At 36.7% G+C, this 18,762-nt stretch carries 11 protein-coding genes; 9 read left to right on the forward strand and 2 right to left on the reverse strand.

From position 1 onward, the window contains the following. Positions 1-54: 54 nt before the first annotated feature. Genes AC1WMD_RS14585 through AC1WMD_RS14600 form a run of 4 tightly spaced genes read left to right on the forward strand, consistent with a single transcriptional unit; the run spans position 55 to position 9,381 of the window. Positions 55-3,159: a DUF499 family protein gene (locus AC1WMD_RS14585; protein WP_494257754.1), complete on the forward strand. Its 3,105-nt coding sequence runs from the start codon at positions 55-57 to the stop codon at positions 3,157-3,159. Further along, entirely contained in the window at positions 3,156-3,728 is a 573-nt protein-coding gene (locus AC1WMD_RS14590) for a DUF3780 domain-containing protein (RefSeq protein WP_494257755.1), read from the forward strand. Before AC1WMD_RS14585 ends, AC1WMD_RS14590 begins: the two co-directional genes overlap by 4 nt. An 11-nt stretch (positions 3,729-3,739) precedes the next feature. Beyond that, positions 3,740-6,664 (forward strand): anti-phage-associated DUF1156 domain-containing protein, encoded by a 2,925-nt coding sequence (locus tag AC1WMD_RS14595; RefSeq protein WP_494257756.1) that lies wholly within the window; start codon positions 3,740-3,742, stop codon positions 6,662-6,664. A gap of 17 nt (positions 6,665-6,681) precedes the next feature. After that, entirely contained in the window at positions 6,682-9,381 is a 2,700-nt protein-coding gene (locus AC1WMD_RS14600; protein ID WP_494257757.1) for a phospholipase D-like domain-containing anti-phage protein, read from the forward strand. A 297-nt stretch (positions 9,382-9,678) separates the two neighbouring features. Here the strand turns inward: AC1WMD_RS14600 and AC1WMD_RS14605 are convergent, their stop codons facing one another. Then, on the reverse strand, positions 9,679-10,926 hold the full coding sequence (locus AC1WMD_RS14605) for a deoxyguanosinetriphosphate triphosphohydrolase family protein (RefSeq protein ID WP_494257758.1): 1,248 nt from the start codon (positions 10,924-10,926) through the stop codon (positions 9,679-9,681). Positions 10,927-11,174: 248 nt separating this feature from the next. Here AC1WMD_RS14605 and AC1WMD_RS14610 point away from each other — a divergent pair, with 248 nt between their 5' ends. The 5 genes from AC1WMD_RS14610 (at position 11,175) to AC1WMD_RS14630 (ending at position 17,359) form a co-directional block, all read left to right on the forward strand. Then, positions 11,175-13,307: a Piwi domain-containing protein gene (locus tag AC1WMD_RS14610; RefSeq protein WP_494257759.1), complete on the forward strand. Its 2,133-nt coding sequence runs from the start codon at positions 11,175-11,177 to the stop codon at positions 13,305-13,307. A 158-nt stretch (positions 13,308-13,465) separates the two neighbouring features. After that, positions 13,466-14,353, forward strand: a complete 888-nt coding sequence (locus AC1WMD_RS14615) for an Rpn family recombination-promoting nuclease/putative transposase (protein WP_494257760.1) — start codon at positions 13,466-13,468, stop codon at positions 14,351-14,353. A 227-nt stretch (positions 14,354-14,580) separates the two neighbouring features. Further along, complete coding sequence (locus AC1WMD_RS14620; protein ID WP_494257761.1) at positions 14,581-15,096, forward strand: hypothetical protein; 516 nt, start codon at positions 14,581-14,583, stop codon at positions 15,094-15,096. 477 nt (positions 15,097-15,573) lie between these two features. Then, entirely contained in the window at positions 15,574-16,245 is a 672-nt protein-coding gene (locus AC1WMD_RS14625; protein WP_494257762.1) for a hypothetical protein, read from the forward strand. A gap of 748 nt (positions 16,246-16,993) precedes the next feature. Then, on the forward strand, positions 16,994-17,359 hold the full coding sequence (locus AC1WMD_RS14630; protein WP_494257763.1) for a hypothetical protein: 366 nt from the start codon (positions 16,994-16,996) through the stop codon (positions 17,357-17,359). 766 nt (positions 17,360-18,125) lie between these two features. Here AC1WMD_RS14630 and fliD read toward each other — a convergent pair. Then, entirely contained in the window at positions 18,126-18,557 is a 432-nt protein-coding gene (gene fliD / locus AC1WMD_RS14635) for a flagellar filament capping protein FliD (protein ID WP_494257791.1), read from the reverse strand. Positions 18,558-18,762 lie beyond the last annotated feature (205 nt).

The following is an 18,762-nucleotide window of genomic DNA, read 5'->3' on the forward strand; positions in this document are numbered from 1 at the left end:
CAATAAATTATATTAAAATTTATTTGGAATTTAGCCTTTTCGGAGGGGACTAGGATGAAAACTTTGTTTGAATTATGTAAACCTAGAGACAGTGTCTTCGATGAAACAAAACGTGAAGACGTTCTCAATTTATCTGATTTAATTGAAAATAGAATAAATCCATATGAATTCTTCTCAGAAAATTATATTACACAAGGAATGAGTATTCTTTTTGAGACAGCGTTCAAACGATTTAAACGACAAAGTTCAACAGGAGTAATTAAGCTTACCCAGGCAATGGGGGGCGGTAAAACGCATAATATGTTAGCCCTTGGTCTCTTAGCAATGTATCCTGAATTCAGACCAAAAGTTTTAGGTGATACATATAAAGATGACTATTTAGGAAAGATTAAAGTTATTGCATTTTCTGGACGTGAGAGCGATGCTCCATTAGGAATATGGGGAGCGCTCGCTGAACAATTAGGAAAAAAAGAAATGTTTAAAGATTACTATTCTCCTTTATCTGCGCCAGGAGAAAACGCCTGGATTAGATTGCTTCAAGGTGAACCACTGCTTATTTTATTAGATGAGCTACCACCATACTTAGAAAACGCAAAGTCTAAAATGATTGGAAATACAGATTTATCTGTTGTAACAACTACGGCTCTATCAAACTTATTTTCCGCTCTAGGAAAAGAACAATTATCCAATGTGTGTTTAGTTATCTCTGATTTACGGGCTACTTATGAAAGTGGTAGTGAGTTGATTCAATCTGCGTTTAAAGAATTAGAAAATGAAGTTAACCGCTCAGCATTGAATATTGAGCCAGTTGGAAGCTCTTCAGATGAAATTTATCATATTTTGAAAAAACGATTGTTTGAGGAATTACCAAATGATAAGAGTATCAATGAAGTTGCACTTGGGTATAAAAACGCAGTAAATGAAGCGAAACAAATGGGGCTTACTAATATTTCTCCGGAACAAATCTTTGTTGGAATTAAAGATTCATATCCATTCCATCCATCAATGAAAGATCTGTATGCAAGGTTCAAAGAAAATCCTGGCTTCCAACAAACTCGCGGGTTAATTCGCTTAATGCGCCAAATTGTAAGACAGTTATATACAGGAGATCAATGCAAGGCTAAATCAAAATATCTTATCAATGTCTTTGACTTTGATCTAAACGATCGCGTTATGTTAACTACTGTGACGCAAATTAAACAATCATTAACAAATGCAATCAGCCACGATATTGCTTCTAACGGAAAATCAGTTGCCGAAGAATTAGATAAAACATATGGTGGCACTCTTGTTCAAGATGTAAGCAAACTCATTCTCGTATCATCACTTGCAGATGTTCCTCATGCACTGCTGGGATTATCTATGTCTGAGACAATTGGTTATTTATGTGAACCAAATAAAAATATCTCAAATGTGAGAAAAGCATTAGAAGATTTAAAAGCAAGAGCATGGTATTTGGATCAAGATAAAGACGGAAGGTTATTCTTTAAAAATACAAAAAATTTAATTGCTGAAATGCATTCGTTAGTAGATTCATACAGCAATGAACAGGCAAAAAAAGACTTAAAAACATTTTTAGAGGAAAAATTCAAGCCGAAAATCGGCGATTGTTATCAAAATGTACAAGTTTTTCCAGCTATTGATGAAATTAATGTATCAGTTGATAAAGTTACACTTGTACTCTTTGAGCCATATCCGGGTGGAGGATTACATCCTGAACTAAAGAAGTTCTATGACAATATTTCTTATAAAAATAGGGTTATGTTCTTATCAGGACAAAGAGACACAATGAACCGTTTATATACAGCAGCAAAGGAGTTAAAGGCTATTGATACAATCATTAATAATATGATTAGCGAAAGAGTACCTGAATCCAATCCACAATATCAAATAGCATTAGAAACGAAGATAAAGAAAACACTGGCTGTGTTACAAATTGCAAGGGAAACATTTGTAACTCTGTATTTTCCGAATAAAAATGGAATAGCTTCTACGGATTTCTTAATGGAGTTTGTAGGAAATGATTATAATGGAGAACAACAAATAAAAAAAGCTTTAATGAGTAAACAAAAGTTTATTGAAGATGTTACAGGAGATACATTTAGAAAAAAATGTGAAGACAGGCTATTTACCCAAAAAGAAATGCGATGGGTAGATATAAAAGAAAGAGCTGCGACAAACACAGCATGGCAATGGCATATACCTAGCGCGTTAAATGCATTACGCGACGAATGTTTAAAGAAAGATATTTGGCGGGAGCATGGTGGATATATTGAAAAAGGACCGTTTGAAAAAGAAAAAACCACTGTTTTAATTCAGGTAATAGACAGAAATGAAGAAACTGGGGAAGTAACATTAAAACTTACCCCGCAATACGGAGATAAGGTATTTTACGAAATAGGTGGAACTGCAACAGAAGCTTCATTAGAAGTAGAAAACTTAAATAATTTCAAAACAAATGAATTAAAATTATCATTTTTATGCGTAGATACAAGTGGTGAGCATAAAACAGGTGATCCTGTCGAATGGACAAATGATATTAAAATAAGATATAAAATTCAAGATACGCCACAGGGGAAGCTTGTTCGCTTTCAATCTCATCCTAGAGTGAAAATTAAATACACAACCGATGGTTCTAATCCAAAAGAACATGGTGGAATCTATCACGACGAGTTCTTATTGCCGGATAATACAACTTTTATACAAGTTGTTGCAGAGTATAACGGAGAGTATTTCGATCATCAAACGATTAAAGTCGAAAAGACAAAAGATTTAGCTTCTATTATTAACAAGGAAGCCAAGATAGAGCTAATGAAACGATTTAAAACGAATGATACAAACGATACGTATACTGAACTTGCGCTATTGAAAAAACATCAAGCCACAATTTCCGATATCCAACTTACTTTGTTTAAAAATGACTCAGGTAGCAGTGGATGGATTGATTTATCAATGGATTCGTCTACAATAGTAGATATAGATAAGCTAGAGCAAACCATTGATCATTTACGAAATTCATTTATGAATGACGGAAAGGTAAGTATTAACTTGGAATACAACATTGTCCGCTTTAAAACAGGCCAGCATTTCTTGGACTGGGCGATGGAGAAACAGCTAAGCTTATCTGATATCAGCGAACAGGAGATTCGACAGCAATGAGTCAAAAAAAAGCAGCGTTGGGTTTTGGTTTTATACCAGAACAAAGCCAACATCATTTTTTGGTGCTAATTCCCAAAAATAAGAACGATTATGTGCTAATTTATGAACGATTTAGGTGGCAGGAAAACACTGAAATACAGACTATTGATGAAACAGTCGATAAAGCAAAAGCTAAAATATCCAAATATAAATGGAAAGAAATTGAGGATACTTTAAAAAAGGAATTCAATGAACGATTAAAAAAGCAAGATATCACAGTAGGGAAATGGAAACAAGGACAAGTTCCGGTAGAACGATTATTGGGAAAGGAAATGTTGCTTCTAGTTTGGGCGATTGAAGATTGCGATCCTTCAGTTATACCGATCGCTATTCGGAATTGGTTGGGATTATCTCCAGAGGAGCGTTGGTGGTTGTTTACCATGACCAACGCCTCCACTGGAGGACTTCATGATAAAAGAGGTTGGCGAAAAGCAATTCGTTATGCCCTTACAGAAAATCCTATTGAAGAAAAAGACCAACAACGAGATTTATTTGAGTTTTTATTCGAGAAAAAAAATGAAGAAATATAAGAGGGGATTATATGGATTACGATAAATCTTTTATTGAAGTACAATTTCCTGTTTCAAAGGTATCAAAAGAAAGTTATAAAGAAAGGAAAGCAGTTCAAGGACAGACTCTTACGGGTTTGGGAAAATGGTGGGGGAGGAAACCTCTAATTTTTATAAGATCAGCTATTTTAGGTTTACTTATGCCTGTAAGTGATAATCCGAGAAAAGACAGGGAGATTTTTCTAAAGATATTAACAATGGATGAAAACGGATTATGGCTGCGGAAAGATAAATCTATACCGCAAAAAACGTTGTATGAATATTTGACACCTCATGAAAAGGAAAAATATTTTATTGAAGATAGTGATGGAAAAATTAAGTATCGAGCAGGGATTTCAAAGAAAGATAAAGAGAACTTACAGCGATTAGTGTTTAATCGGTTGAGTTATGATGAAAAGTTAAAATATTGCAAAAGACCTGAAGAGGTTAAACTAATCGATAAAGAAGAATGGGATGTTATTAATGAACATTTAAATACGAACGCCTATAGTTTAGAGGAATTAATCCAACAACTTGGAGAAAGAAAATTTGGCAGAACACCGATAGTTGGTGATTGTTTTAGCGGAGGAGGGAGTGTCCCATTTGAAGCGGCACGAATGGGACTCGATGTGTATGCTTCAGATCTAAATCCTATAGCAGCTTTGTTAACATGGGCCGCATTAAATATTGCTGGATTAGATGATTTTGAAAAGGTCAAATTAGAGCAGTTTCAAAAAAAAGTTTATGATAGCGTGGATAAAGAATTAATCAAATTAGGTATTGAACATAATGAAAAAGGATGGAGAGGCAATGCGTATTTATATTGTTTAGAAACTGTTTGTCCTGAATGTGGTTACAAAGTCCCTTTGTTACCGAATTTTGTTATTGGTAAAGGTGGTAATGTAATCCTAAGATTAGTTAAAAATCCTCAATTGAAAAAATATGATTTTGAAGTGATTGAGAATGTATCAAGTACTGAATTGGTGGAAGCAGAGAATAAATCAACTCTATCAAATTATCATTTAGTTTGTCCAAATTGTAATAAAACTACTCCAATTCCAAGTATAAGAAGGGACAAAGATGATGGTATTCAGAGACCATATAGATATAATACACCGAACGCTTTGCGAAAATGGAAAAAAGAAGATTTTATGCACCAAGATAATGATATTTTTACAGAAAGACTTTATTGTATAAGATATGAAGAATTTATAAAAGATGAAAACGGTCATTTAACTACTGTGAGACATTATGTGGCTCCAACTGAAAAGGATTTAGAAAGGGAAAACAAGGTAATTAGTATTTTAAGAGAAAAATTTGATAGATGGCAGAAGAAGGGTATTATTCCTCATAGCCCAATTGAAGCTGGTTGGAATACAAATCAACCAATTTATGAAAAGGGATGGACACATTGGCACCATCTTTTTAACCACCGTCAGTTACTAATTCACGGCCTTTTGATGGAAAAAGTATTAGAACTAGCTGAAACTCAACAAGAATTAGTAGTTGGGATTTTAGGGGTTAATAAATGTTGTGATTGGAACTCAAGGCTTTCAACTTGGGACAATGGAAAAAGCCCATCAGTAAAGAATACTTTTTTAAACCAATCATTGAACACTTTATTTAATTATGGTTGTAGAGGGCTTACCTTATTACAGTCAGTATGGTTTTTTAATATAAATAATATAAAAATTAATAGTAAGAATGTTGTTTGTCCAAAAGATGCAAGAGATATTTCAACTATTTGTGATTTTTGGATTACTGATCCTCCTTATGCAGATGCTGTTAATTATCATGAGCTAACAGAGTTCTTTTTAGCTTGGGACAAAGAAGTATTAAATAAAGCATTTCCTGACTGGTATACCGATAGCAAAAGAATACTTGCTGTCAGAGGAACTGGTGAATCATTTAATAACAGTATGGTAGAAATTTATTCGAATTTAGCAAACCACATGCCTGATAATGGGATGCAAATTGTGATGTTTACTCACCAAGATGTGAAAGTATGGGCAGAACTTTCGATGATTTTATGGTCAGCAGGATTACGAGTAACGGCAGCTTGGAATGTCGCAACGGAAACAGAATCTGGAGGATTAAAAGATGGAAATTATGTAAAAGGAACGGTATTACTTGTTTTGAGAAAACAAACATCCGATGAAACTGCGTATTTAGACGAATTGTACCCTGATATTGAAGCAGAAGTGAAAGCGCAAATTGATAGTATGAGGGAATTAGATGATAAAGAAGATCCTAATTTTAGTGACCCGGATTATTTATTAGCCGCTTATGCTGCTTCGCTAAAGGTGTTAACATCTTATAAGAAAATTGAAGATATTGATGTTAAATATGAATTAGCTAAGCTAAGAACGTCTAATGAAGAATCGCCTATTGAAAAAATTATTCAAGATGCGGTGAAAATTGCTTATGATTATTTAATTCCATCAGGTTTTGACCATTATATTTGGAAAATGCTTACCCCGGAAGAGCGTTTCTATATTAAAGGATTGGAATTAGAAAAACAAAATGTCTATCAATTATCTGGCTATCAAGAATTAGCTAGAGGTTTTGGCGTGCGGGAATATCGAGATTTACTGGGAAATACACGGGCAAACAACGCCAGATTAAAAACAGCTAGTGAATTTGCGATGCGCGGATTAAATGATAATTCTAAATTTGGTTCTTCTCTTCTACGCAATGTTTTAGTGGCTATCTATCTGTCAGTGAAAGAAGAAGATACGATGAAGGGAAGAAACTGGCTAAAAACAGAGTTAGTCGACTATTGGAATGTGCGCACAACAATTGTTGAAATATTATCCTATATTTCATCGCTACAATATATCGAGAATATGGAGCATTGGAAAAAAGATGCTTATGCGGCTTCAATGTTAAAAGAACTGATTAGCAATGATGGTATTTAATGTTTGAGGTGTATACTATGATATATCGATATTCCTCAAGAAGAAAAAAATTAGATGAATCTTTTTTAAACAAAAAACTAGTAGGAGCTAAAGCCTATGATCGAATAGCGGGCTATTTTAGCTCCTCTATTCTTGAAATTGCCGGTGAAGCAATTGAAACTATTGAGGGTAACATTAGAATTATTTGTAATTCGGAGATGAAAAAAGAAGATGTATTAACGGCCACAGCGGCTAAAAACGCTCAACGGAAAGAATGGTGTAACTCTCGTCCGGAGGAATTTTTCCAATCTGCGTCTGATAGATTAAATAAGCTGTATCATTTGATTAAAAGTGGAAAAATGCAAATTAAAGTTGTACCGAATGATGTTTTTGGATTAATTCATGGTAAAGCTGGAGTCATTACTTTAGCGGATGGAAGCAAAACTTCGTTTATTGGTAGCGTTAATGAAACATATTCAGCCTGGAAGTTAAATTATGAAATCCTCTGGGAAGATGACTCCGAAGAAGCTGTTCGTTGGGTGCAAGAAGAATTCGATTACTTTTGGAATAGCTCTTATGCTGTTCCATTATCGGATTTTGTTGTTGAAGATATTCACCGGATTGCCAATAGAAAAGTCATATATGATGTGAATGAATGGCGAAAAAATCCCGAGCCGGCAGCGACTGTGATTGAATCACCTGTATATCGCAAAGAGTACGGACTGTGGGAACATCAGAAGTATTTTGTTAATTTAGTGTTTAATGATCACAAAAAGTCACATGGAGCGCGATATGTTTTAGCTGATATGGTTGGTTTAGGAAAAACAGTACAACTCGCCCTCTCAGCTAAATTAATGGCGCTATACGGGGATAAACCAATATTAGTCATTGCTCCTAAAACGTTACTTTGGCAATGGCAAGAGGAAATCCATTCTTTACTAGATATGCCATCGGCTGTTTGGACAGGCAGAGAATGGGTGGATGAGAACGGTATTAAACATCCAGCTATCGGGAGTAAAGGGATAAAAAAATGTCCGCGTAGAGTCGGCATTATTTCTCAAGGATTAATAACAGCCAACTCCGATGTGTTGGAACATTTGTTAAATATGGAATTTGAATGTGTCATTGTGGACGAAGCGCACAGGGCAAGAAGAAAGAATTTAGGGCAAGGAAAAGAAAATGAGAAGCCTCAACCAAACAATTTAATGGACTTTTTATTAAAAATTTCAAAAAAGACCAAAAGTATGTTGTTAGCTACTGCAACTCCAGTACAGCTATATCCTATAGAAGCTTGGGATCTTCTTTACATTTTATCACAGAAAAATGATAGTGTACTAGGCAACGAATTTAGTATGTGGAGGAAATATCCTCAGCGCGCACTAAATTTAATAATGGGAAAGGAAAAATTGGAAAACTTTAGCTTTGAAAACTGGGATTGGATTCGTAATCCGTTTCCGCCAGCTAGGGAAGATGAGCGACTCTTTGGTTCAATTAGAAAGCGTTTAGAAATGAAAGATGATGAATTCGTTATTAAACCGGAAGCATATTATAAATTAAGCCGTCCTGATCAAAGGAGAATAGGAAGGATTATAGAGGATGGTTTTATGCAAAATCATAATCCGTTTATTCGGCATATAATTCGTAGAACAAGAGATTTTTTAGAAAACACCATAAATCCTGAAACTGGTGAGCCTTACTTAAAAAAAGTGGAGGTTGAGTTGCTAGGAGAGAAAGATGATGAAGCGTTAGTGTTGCCTCCTTATTTACAAGAAGCATATAACTATGCTGAAGAGTTTTCTAAGCTATTAGGAAAACGTATTAAAGGTGGAGGCTTTATTAAAACATTATTATTAAAACGTGTTGGTAGCACGATTTATGCAGGAGAACAAACGGCAATAAAAATGTTGAATTGGGGCAATATTTTAGAGGATTTCGGGGAAGGTGAAGATCTAGAGGAATTTGATGAAAACAGTATCAAAAACTTAACAGATGAAGAACGGCAGTGTTTACACAAATTTTTACAAACAATTCAATCGAATAAAGAAAACGATCCAAAATATCAATTGACATATGATCTGCTAGTTGAAAAGAACTGGTTAGAAAAAGGATGTATCATTTTTTCACAATATTACGATTCTGCATTTTGGGTGGCGGAAAAATTATCTAAGGATGTAAAAAATACGATGATTGGAATATACGCTGGTGGGGATAAATCTGGTATTTGGTTAGATGGTGTTTTTTATAAAAAGACAAAAGAACAATTAAAAACGATGGTTAAAAATAGAGAATTGAAGGTTTTAGTTGGCACGGATGCTGCTTCTGAAGGTTTAAATTTGCAAACACTTGGTACATTAATCAATCTTGACTTACCTTGGAATCCAACAAGGCTCGAACAAAGAAAAGGAAGAATTCAACGGATTGGCCAGGTAAATGATAAGGTGTATATTTACAATATGAGATATAAAAATTCCGTTGAGGACAAAGTTCACGCTATTCTTTCCGAACGATTAGAAAATATCCATATGCTATTTGGGCAAATACCGGATGTTCTTGAAGATGTATGGATTCAAGTTGCGCTTGATGATATTGAAAAAGCAAAACGCATCATTGACGAAGTGCCTAAATATCACCCGTTTGAACTGCGCTATGAAAAAGGAATTGGAAAAGTCGATTGGGAAAGTTGTGCAACCGTTTTAGATAATACTGAAACGAAAAAGTATCTTATGAGTGGATGGTAATAATTATTAACAAACAAGCGGGCTGTTTTTGGCAATTAAAAAATGTATTAAATGGCAAATAAGGATATACAATTATATGTATAAAATTTCATATATCTTGTCGCTTGACAAGGAGCCTCTGCGGGTATGCTTTCTGGCAAAGGGGCAAGCCACAGGACTTTGCAAGGCATATCAGCCTATCATACCCGCACTCCATGTAAAGCGGTAAATATGCAATAATTCATGCATATGCTTAATTGCCAAACACTACAATTCTTAATTGCCATCAACAAAGCGGGCTGAGTTAAGCCCGCTTGTTTATTGTAAATTTAGCTCTCCAAAATACTGTTTATAAAGTTGTTCAGCGTAATGATCTGTCATTCCGGCTATATAATCGCACACAACACGCTTTTTTGGTTCTCCTTTTTGAATTAAGGCACGATACTCAGGAGGAAGCAATCTTTCATATTTGTCATCATTTAAGAGTTCAAACAAGCGATTGACTATCTGGGCTCCTCTGATTTCGTACAACGCTACACTTGGTTTTTCGATGAGAATATGCCTTACAGCTTTTTTTAATCCGTCCATTAACTTTGCTTTTGTTCGCAATCCTAACCCGTATTTAAAAGTGGTGCCTTTCCGTTGACGTTGTTTTTCAGTTAACTCGACTACACCGATGTCTTTAATAAACGTATCGATTAATGTAGAAGTGATCGATTTAAATGCAGCGTCACCAAATGACGCACCGCAGTTTTTATGTGCTTGTTGTAATAGTTCTTGAAACTCTTTTCTTAATTCTTCATTTTCAAGTTGTCCTAATACAGCGTCTATCGATAAAATTCCTGATTTTAATCCATCTTCAAGGTCATGAGTGGAGTAGGCAATGTCATCTGCAAGTTCCATAATTTGCGATTCTATTGTCTGGATTTTCATTTTTCCACGGTATTCTAGATTTTGTTGATTTTCTTTATAAAGGAATTTCTGCTGTTCTATTTGCCAAGCGGAAGTATTATAAACGCCATATTTAACCACAGAATATAAAGCAGCTTTTGTTAAGTTCAGACCATCATAATGGGAGCTTTTCTTTTCTAATTTGCAAAGAATGCGGAGTGTCTGTGCATTGCCTTCAAATCCTCCATCATCTTTCATTAATTTATTTAGTTCTTTTTCTGCATAATGACCGAATGGTGGATTACCGATATCATGTGCTAAGCATGCCATGGCAACTAATGCTGAATTTACTTTGGTGCCTTCGTGTTCTATTTTTCTTGAAATAGTTGTTCCAATTTGACTAACTTCAAGAGAATGAGTAAGACGGGTACGGTAATAGTCACTTATTTGTGTACCAAGAAGTTGCATTTTTCCTTGTAATCTGCGGAAAGAAGAAGAATGGAGAATACGTGCGTAGTCCCGTTGAAATGGATCGCGCCAACCATATGTTTCATCTTGCTTAGTAGAGACAAATAAATCTTCATGTTGGCGAAGTGTATGAAGTTCATTTTGATTGCTTGCTATTTCTTGTCCCTCTTCAATCATCTTTGAAATATCGATTTGACCAGAACTCATGAAAGAACCCCCTTCGCTTTTCTTAGTATTATCCCCTATTATTTTATAACAATTTAAATAATTATCGAAATTTTTATGAAAACTCGGATAATCTTTAGTCTACCCTTGTTTTTCTACCTTATTCCCAAGGAGATGCATTTTTATTAACATATATTCAGAGTTTTGTTTCAAGTCATACTATTTTCACTATAATTGCAAGAGATGATGATATAATATAGAATGGATCAATTTGGAAAGCCGGTGAAATTGTGAACCACTATTATTTTTCTGAATGTAAAGCGAATGAAAAAGCGTCTGATATTGCCATTCATCTTTATACGGTTCCTTTATCTAATCCGCACGAAAAATATTCTTATGCCCACTCAATCGCTTATGAACTGAGAAAGCTAAATTCGTACATAACGGTGACGGCGCATGGACAGTATATAGCGTCGTTTGAAGAGATTTGTCATTGGGGAGATCATCGTTATATTCAGCACGAATATCGGCCCATTCAATGTTCTTTGCCTATGGAAAGAACAATTTTGGAAAGATTATTAAAGAAAGAATTAGAGAATCGTTGTAAAAGCAGCTATAAGATGGATAACGACTTATTCCGTTTAGCCAATGAACAGTCTATGCATGTCGGTGAAATTAGCATTCATCCGGCGATCTATATTTCCTTTTCAGTCGAAGAAAATGGAGATATTTTCGTCGGTTTTGATTATCAGCACCGTTTTGAATATCGAAAAACATTGCAAGATGTGATCAATAATGATCCATCGCTTCTCAAAGAAGGAATGGAGGTTGTCGACCCATTCAATAGGCGGGCATACTATTACACATTTGTAGAAATTGCCGACTATACAGCCGGGCAAAAAAGTCCGTTTCTCCAACAAAGTGTTATTGATTATTATTTGGAAAAAAATGAGCGATGGAAGCTAAAAGGAGTTCATGAAAAAACACCGGTCGTACATGTAAAAAGCAGAGACGGTCATCTTCTTCCTTATTTGCCCCATTTGCTAAAATTAACTTGTTCATACGAGCAATTGCTGCCATCGATGATGAAAAAAGTGAATCGCCTGATTAAGCTGTCGCCGCATGAAAAAATGTCTAAGCTTTATACAGAAACGTTCCGCTTGCTTGGGCAACAGCAAGTGTTGACGTTCCAAAAAGAAAATGTGCGGGCGGTTAATCTAGGCTATGATGTTAATGAGCTGGATTCCCCGCTGATGGCGTTTGGACAAGGATATAAAACAAATGAGATTTATAGAGGGCTCAAGCAGTCGGGAGTGTATGAACCGAGCAATGTAGCCGTCAGTTATTTCGTCGATCCACAGCTGAACTATGACCTACAAAAGCGAAAAGAAGTAGGATGTTTTGTAAAAAAGCTAGAATCAATGTCTGAAGCACTTGGAGTAAAGCTTAATGTTTCCGATCAGCCGCGCCAACTATACGGTCAATTGCCAAAAGACTTTTTTAAGCAAGATAACCTCTCGTATCATTTGAAATCCATTACTGACCAGTTCCGCGGAACGGTAGTAGTGGTCATTGGAACAGAGGAGAATATTGACCGCGCATATGTGGCGATTAAAAGAGAATTTGGTGGAAAAGAGGACTTAATGACGCAATTTGTTGGGTTCACTTCTTCTTTAGTTACGGAAAATAATATCTTTCACTACTATAATATTTTGCTGGGGATTTATGCCAAGGCAGGAATTCAGCCTTGGATTTTGGCCAGCCCGATGCATTCAGATTGCTTCATTGGCTTGGATGTCAGCCATGAGCACGGAAAGCACGCCTCTGGGATCATTCAAGTTATTGGACGCGATGGGAAAATCATTAAACAAAAATCAGTTGCCACGGCGGAAGCAGGGGAAATAATCGCTAATTCCACAATGGAAGAGATTGTGAATGAAAGCATATACAGCTACGAACAAATATATGGAGCGAAGCCGCGGCATATTACTTTTCACCGCGATGGCGCTTGCCGGGAGGATTTAGAGTTTTTGCAAGCTTATTTGCGGTCTTTTCAAATTCCTTTTGATTTTGTGGAAGTCATCAAAAAAACGCGAAGACGAATGGCTGTTTACTCCAACCGAAAATGGATGACAAAGCAAGGGGTATATTATTCGAAAGGAAACATGGCGTATTTATGTGCGACGGACCCGAAAGAGGCAGTCGGCATGGCCCAACCGATTAAAATTGTGCAAAAAACAAACGGTTTATCGATTCATGAGATTGTCTCCGATATATATAAGCTATCGTTTATGCATATTCATTCTATGCTGAAGACACGCTTACCGATTACGATCCATTACGCCGATTTAAGCTCTACTTTCCATAACCGCGGGCTGATTCATCCGCGTTCGCAGCATGAACGGGCATTGCCGTTTGTGTGATATGGAATGGTTGCTCTCCCGCCACTCTCTAAGGATTACTGGAATTTGTAGAAGCAGAGAGTCATTGCTTGGCTCTCTGTTTTTGTTTTATCCCATGCAGGAATTTCGCACATGTTGTCGAAATAACGTATGTGAATTTTCACATGTGAGGTGAATGTATGGCTGTTGGCCATGACCGCTTGTTCAAAGAGTTGACCCAAGCATTTTTTGAAGAGTTTATCCTTCTCTTTTTCCCCGAAATGTACGAGTATATTGATTTTCAGCATTTGTCCTTTTTATCCGAAGAACTGTTCACCGATGTAACGGCAGGGGAGAAGTATCGCGTCGATTTGTTAGTCGAAACGAAATTAAAAGGGGAAGACGGGCTGATCATCGTCCATATTGAAAATCAAAGCTACGTGCAACCGTCGTTTCCTGAACGGATGTTCATTTACTTCAGCCGCTTGTTTGAGAAATACCGCACGAATGTCGTTCCGATTGCCGTTTTTAGCTACGATACCATCCGCGACGAACCCTCTTCGTTTACGCTTCAACTTCCGTTTGGCAACATCCTTCACTTCCGCTTTTTCACCGTCGAACTACGCAAACAAAATTGGCGCAACTACATTCGCAGTGACAACCCGATCGCCGCTGCGCTGTTAAGCAAAATGGGTTATACTGAAAGTGAACGAATCGAATTGAAAAAACAGTTTTTACGCATGTTAGTTCGTTTAGAGCTGGATGAAGCAAAGCAGAGGCTGTTAATGGGCTTTTTTGAAACATATGTGAAATTGTCGGATGAAGAAGAACAACGATTACGAAATGAGGTGAATCAAATGGAAACGAAAGAAAAAGAGCAAGTGCTCGAACTGTTGATCTCGTATGAGCAAAAAGGAATACAAAAAGGGAAAAAGGAAGGATTAGAAGAAGGATTTAAGCAAGGAATGAAGCAAAAAGAGCGTGATCTTATTCGTAAAATGTCGGAAAAAGGAATGAGTGTAACAGAAATTGCGCATATGCTCGATTTGACAGAAGAAGAAGTTCGGGAAAGATTGAAAGATGAATGAGATTTTCCTGCTGGTTGGATGACTGTTACCTGACAACGAAGAAAGTTGCCCTAAGATGAAGGGGGCAGCTTTTTTTGTTGTGATCGCCCGAATTTTCAGCCGGTATATTAGTTGATTATGCATAGGAAACTTGTAAATTATTTGACAATATTAGACAACATTTTTCTGCAAATATTGGTACAATCGAATTAACTGAGATTTTTGATCTAGGAACGAAGGAGGGGGCGATGACAACGATTTGCAAAGCGGATTACTATTACGGGGCGTTGCTTTCTGCGTTGGTCAATGGGGGACTTGCACCAGCTTTGTTTGAAAAAGAAAATGACAATCGTCAAATTTATGAAGTAATGACGAATAAAGCGAGTTATATCATTTATACGAAGTACAATACCACTCCATCAGGCTCCAAAGATTTTACATGGTCTTTTTCATTTAGCGACAACGAGATCGAGGAAATTGCCAAGATTCATCAAGGAAATAAAGAAAAAACATTAATCTTTGCCTTTATTTGTAGCCAGAAGCAGTTAAGCGATTACAACCAAATGATTGCCATTGTCTACTGGGACGAATTTCTCGAATGCGTGGATATCGAAAAAGAACAAGTTCGCGAAACGGCGCGGCTGTCAGTGAAAGCGGTCAAAGGCTCTCCATGGCTGCGCATTTACGGCAGCAAGCGCGCTGATATGCTCGATGGCAAAGACAATACGATAATAATCGAAAGAAGTCGGTTGAGCAATCTATAATGGGTCGTTTGCACTAGCCAGACAAAATTAAAAACGGGAGCCATCCTCCTGACTCTCTTTGTTCCTTCTATTAAGAAACCTTAATATAAATTCTGATCTTTTATTCGGTTTCTCGCCTTAATACAATCGCGTTTGCTTCTTTTTTCAAACTCTTCAGCACGATGGATCCTCACAACAACGAAATATCTCGATTTAAAAATGGACTGTATTGTTTGCTCAACTGTTCGATCATCCAAGTAGGAAGCGGATTATGATCGCGTTTACACAATCGGTATGAATACGAAATGTGGTTTAAATGGCTACGTGATCGGCTTTTGAACATTGGACGGTGGGTCTGCTTGAAGCATGGCATGAAGCAAGAAGAGAAAGATTTGGTTTGGAAAATATTATTTATTGAGGTTAATATTTTCTGTTCATTTGATGTAAGACGGTAACGTAAGTGGAGGGGATTGAAATGAATGTAAAAGAGCTAGTCGAATGATTAAAGAGGAAGTACCAAAGAAAGCTATTGATTTATCGGATAGTTTGGAATTATTGAAGGAAACAGTGGCCGATACATTGACTGAAATACTTAGGAAAAGCCACGCGGCGTTTCAGCGCAGGGATTTGCAAAAATGGAATGAGCTCAATCACCTTATTGATAAAATTGTTCCAATTGAAGAGCAGTTAGTGCAAATCATTGAAGAATTAGATATGGATGTTACTGAAAAAGATAGTGAAATGGAAAGGCGTTCGTTGCCGAATTATGCGGACTATCTCGTTGATCCGAATGTTGAACATACTCTATATGAAGATTATACACATCGACGGCCATGCGCATTCAGTATGAATAATGGGCCACGCATAGAAGTGAGTACATGGAAAGAAATGTTGATTAAAACATGTGAGATTTTGATGGAAATGGATGAGCAAAAATTTTTAAGCTTTGAAAATCTAGGAGCGATGAATGGTAAGAAAAGAAAATATTTTTCCACCAACCCAAATGGTATGCGAGAACCAATGGATATAAAAGGAAAAATTTATATCGAAACACTGATGAGCAGCAACGGATTCCGTAATTTAATCATTAAGCTTTTGAAAGAATACAATTTGAAAATAAGCGACTATAAAATTTATTTGCGTGCAGATTATTCAGAATTGAACCAGTAAGTATAGACAGGGGGAGAAAGCTTGTTAGCTGAAATACATGGAAAAATATCATCGGAAAGTTCGAATTTAAGCGAGCGGCTTGAAGATCAGTTGACAGCGAACGTGTTTGGCACGTTGCGTTATCTCCCTTTTCACAAAGGGATTCATCCGATTTTCGGCAAGGCTGTATTTTTTTCTCAAACTGATCAAACGATGTTCATAAACAGTTTGGAGGTGCAAAAAGACGAGTTTATAGTTAAGTTTTGGGTCAAGGGAGAAAGAAGCGAAATCGTAAGACGGTTCCAAATAACGAAAAAGCTTCAGAAAAATATGGTAAAATCCAAGAGGTTATTTGGAAGGAAATTGACTTATTATCCATTACATTAACGAACATTAGGGATACGGTGTTTCATGAGTTGAAGCGTTTGTGACGGATAAACTCGAACTGGGAAAACAAAAGCAATTTATGGACTCAGGGAGAGGCTGTGCATGGGGATCATAATAGAAATTCCTATTCGGGTGGCAACGTTCCAAGCTCAGGGGCTAGAGAAATAGAGAAACGGGGAAAGAGAAAAAGGTAAAGATTTTTATTGCAGAAAACTGCTTAGTACAAAAGGATTTGGTTATTTGGGAGTTTTAAAACAAGCCGATAGAGCATAATTACCATTTCACACTGCTTACGGCGAAGATGTGGCGAGCCCTGCTTTTTTCCCGTGAATCGGGAATCGCTGGACAAGGAGCATCGTATTAAAGATATAGGGGGAGAGGAATGAACATGCTGAGCTTTGAGCATAAGAAAGCCATTTTTCGGTCATTTAAGCAATTACAAGAAAAGCCTATAAGCAACAATCGAGTAAATTATGTTTATCCAGAAAGCTTGCAAAGAGGGAAAGTATTAGCTAGGGAGTTATCACCTAGTGGAAATGGATATGTAAATGGCAAGTATATGGATAGTGAAATCATAAAGAAAAAAGGATATAACGTTGATCCACGAGGATGGATAAGAATTGCCAATTTCTCAGAAGAACAGTTAAGGGAAGTGATTGAGATTGCCATGATGTCTATGTCAGGGAAAAGTGCTGAAATGATACAAACTGGCGCAAATTTGAACCATGATAGTAACAAAATGAAGTAGCAAGAAATAGGGCTGGAAACTTCAACTTCTTTTGAGAGACTAGTTCGTTCATGTTTGTATAATTGGATTGGTTACGGAAATGTCAATGCCCCGGTTTCGTTTCTTGGGGTTGAAGAAGGTGGGGCAGAAATATGGAGACACCGTACGAAAACGCTTGAACAAAGTTTAGAGATTCGCTCAAAGTTTCATCTTCAAATGGATTTTCGGCATGTTTGGGAAGATTTGTACAATATATCGTTATCATCATGGACAGGCCCTAATGTTTGGCGCTATATAGCGGCTTTTATTCTGGAATTCGAAGGAAGGGATGCAACTGTTGAAAATATTAACGATTACATTTTTATGCAAAGCAATTAGGGAGAGAAAGTTCCAATCATTTTCTTGGTGAAATGATGCCATTGCCCAAGCAGTCTAAAAACAGCATAAAACCTTATGAATCTATTTTGGAGTTCTGTAAATGATTATTATGATGAAGTGGCCAACAACAGACTTTCCCTTATTCGTCAAACAATCATTGAAAATCAAAATGTAAAGCTCATTGTCTCTTATGATCGAACGCTCACTGAAATGATGTTAAACTATTTCTCTTCAACGATTGAAACTGTTAGTACGTGGAATTTTAAATCTGTAGTTTGCTTATAACGGTTATAATAAACGCATATATGCGCTCATGTTTAGGCTGATTGTAGAATAACAAACGCCCCCATCTGTCACTGATGGGGGCAAGTTCATCGTGGCGGGAATACGGAAACTGCGTTAGGAGAGGTTATTGCTGCTGGGAGAGCTTGCGGATTTTTCGTTCGTGTTGGGCGATTTTGGCGGAGTGGAAATCGACGGTTTCTTGTGTTTCGATGAGTTCAATGCGCAAGTTGTCGATTTTTGTTTCCAATCGGTTAAATCGTTCGTTCATTTCATTTTCCAGCCGATCGATTCTGCTTTCCAACCGGTCGTCCATCTCTTGTATCCGCTCGTCCATTTCTGTAAACTTTCTTTTAAATTCATCATTCATCGCTTCGACTTTTTTATCTAGTGCTTCAACTTTTTTATCTAATGCTTCGACGTTTTTGTCCATTGTTTCGATTTTTTCGTTTAATGCAGCGATTTGTGAGCGAAAGTCAGATGCATACAGATCGAGTGCTTTTAAAATTTCTTTTAACATCGTTTGCTGTTCCACTTCATTCACCTCCTCACTAAACAGTATAACCGGATCATATAGACAAGAAAAGACAAATGGAGAGAAAAAGGTGTAGGGCAGAATCCTAAATGCTTCTGCTTTTTGGTACCATCCCCTACAAGTAGACAGCAAAAAAGACATTGGATATGATGTTCTTAAGAGTCTGCTTTTATGGAGAAGAAAAGATCAAACTTCTTTTTATTTGTCTTAAAGACACGGTTCAACGGTT

Source organism: Parageobacillus sp. NEAU-HV-2, assembly GCF_059115485.1.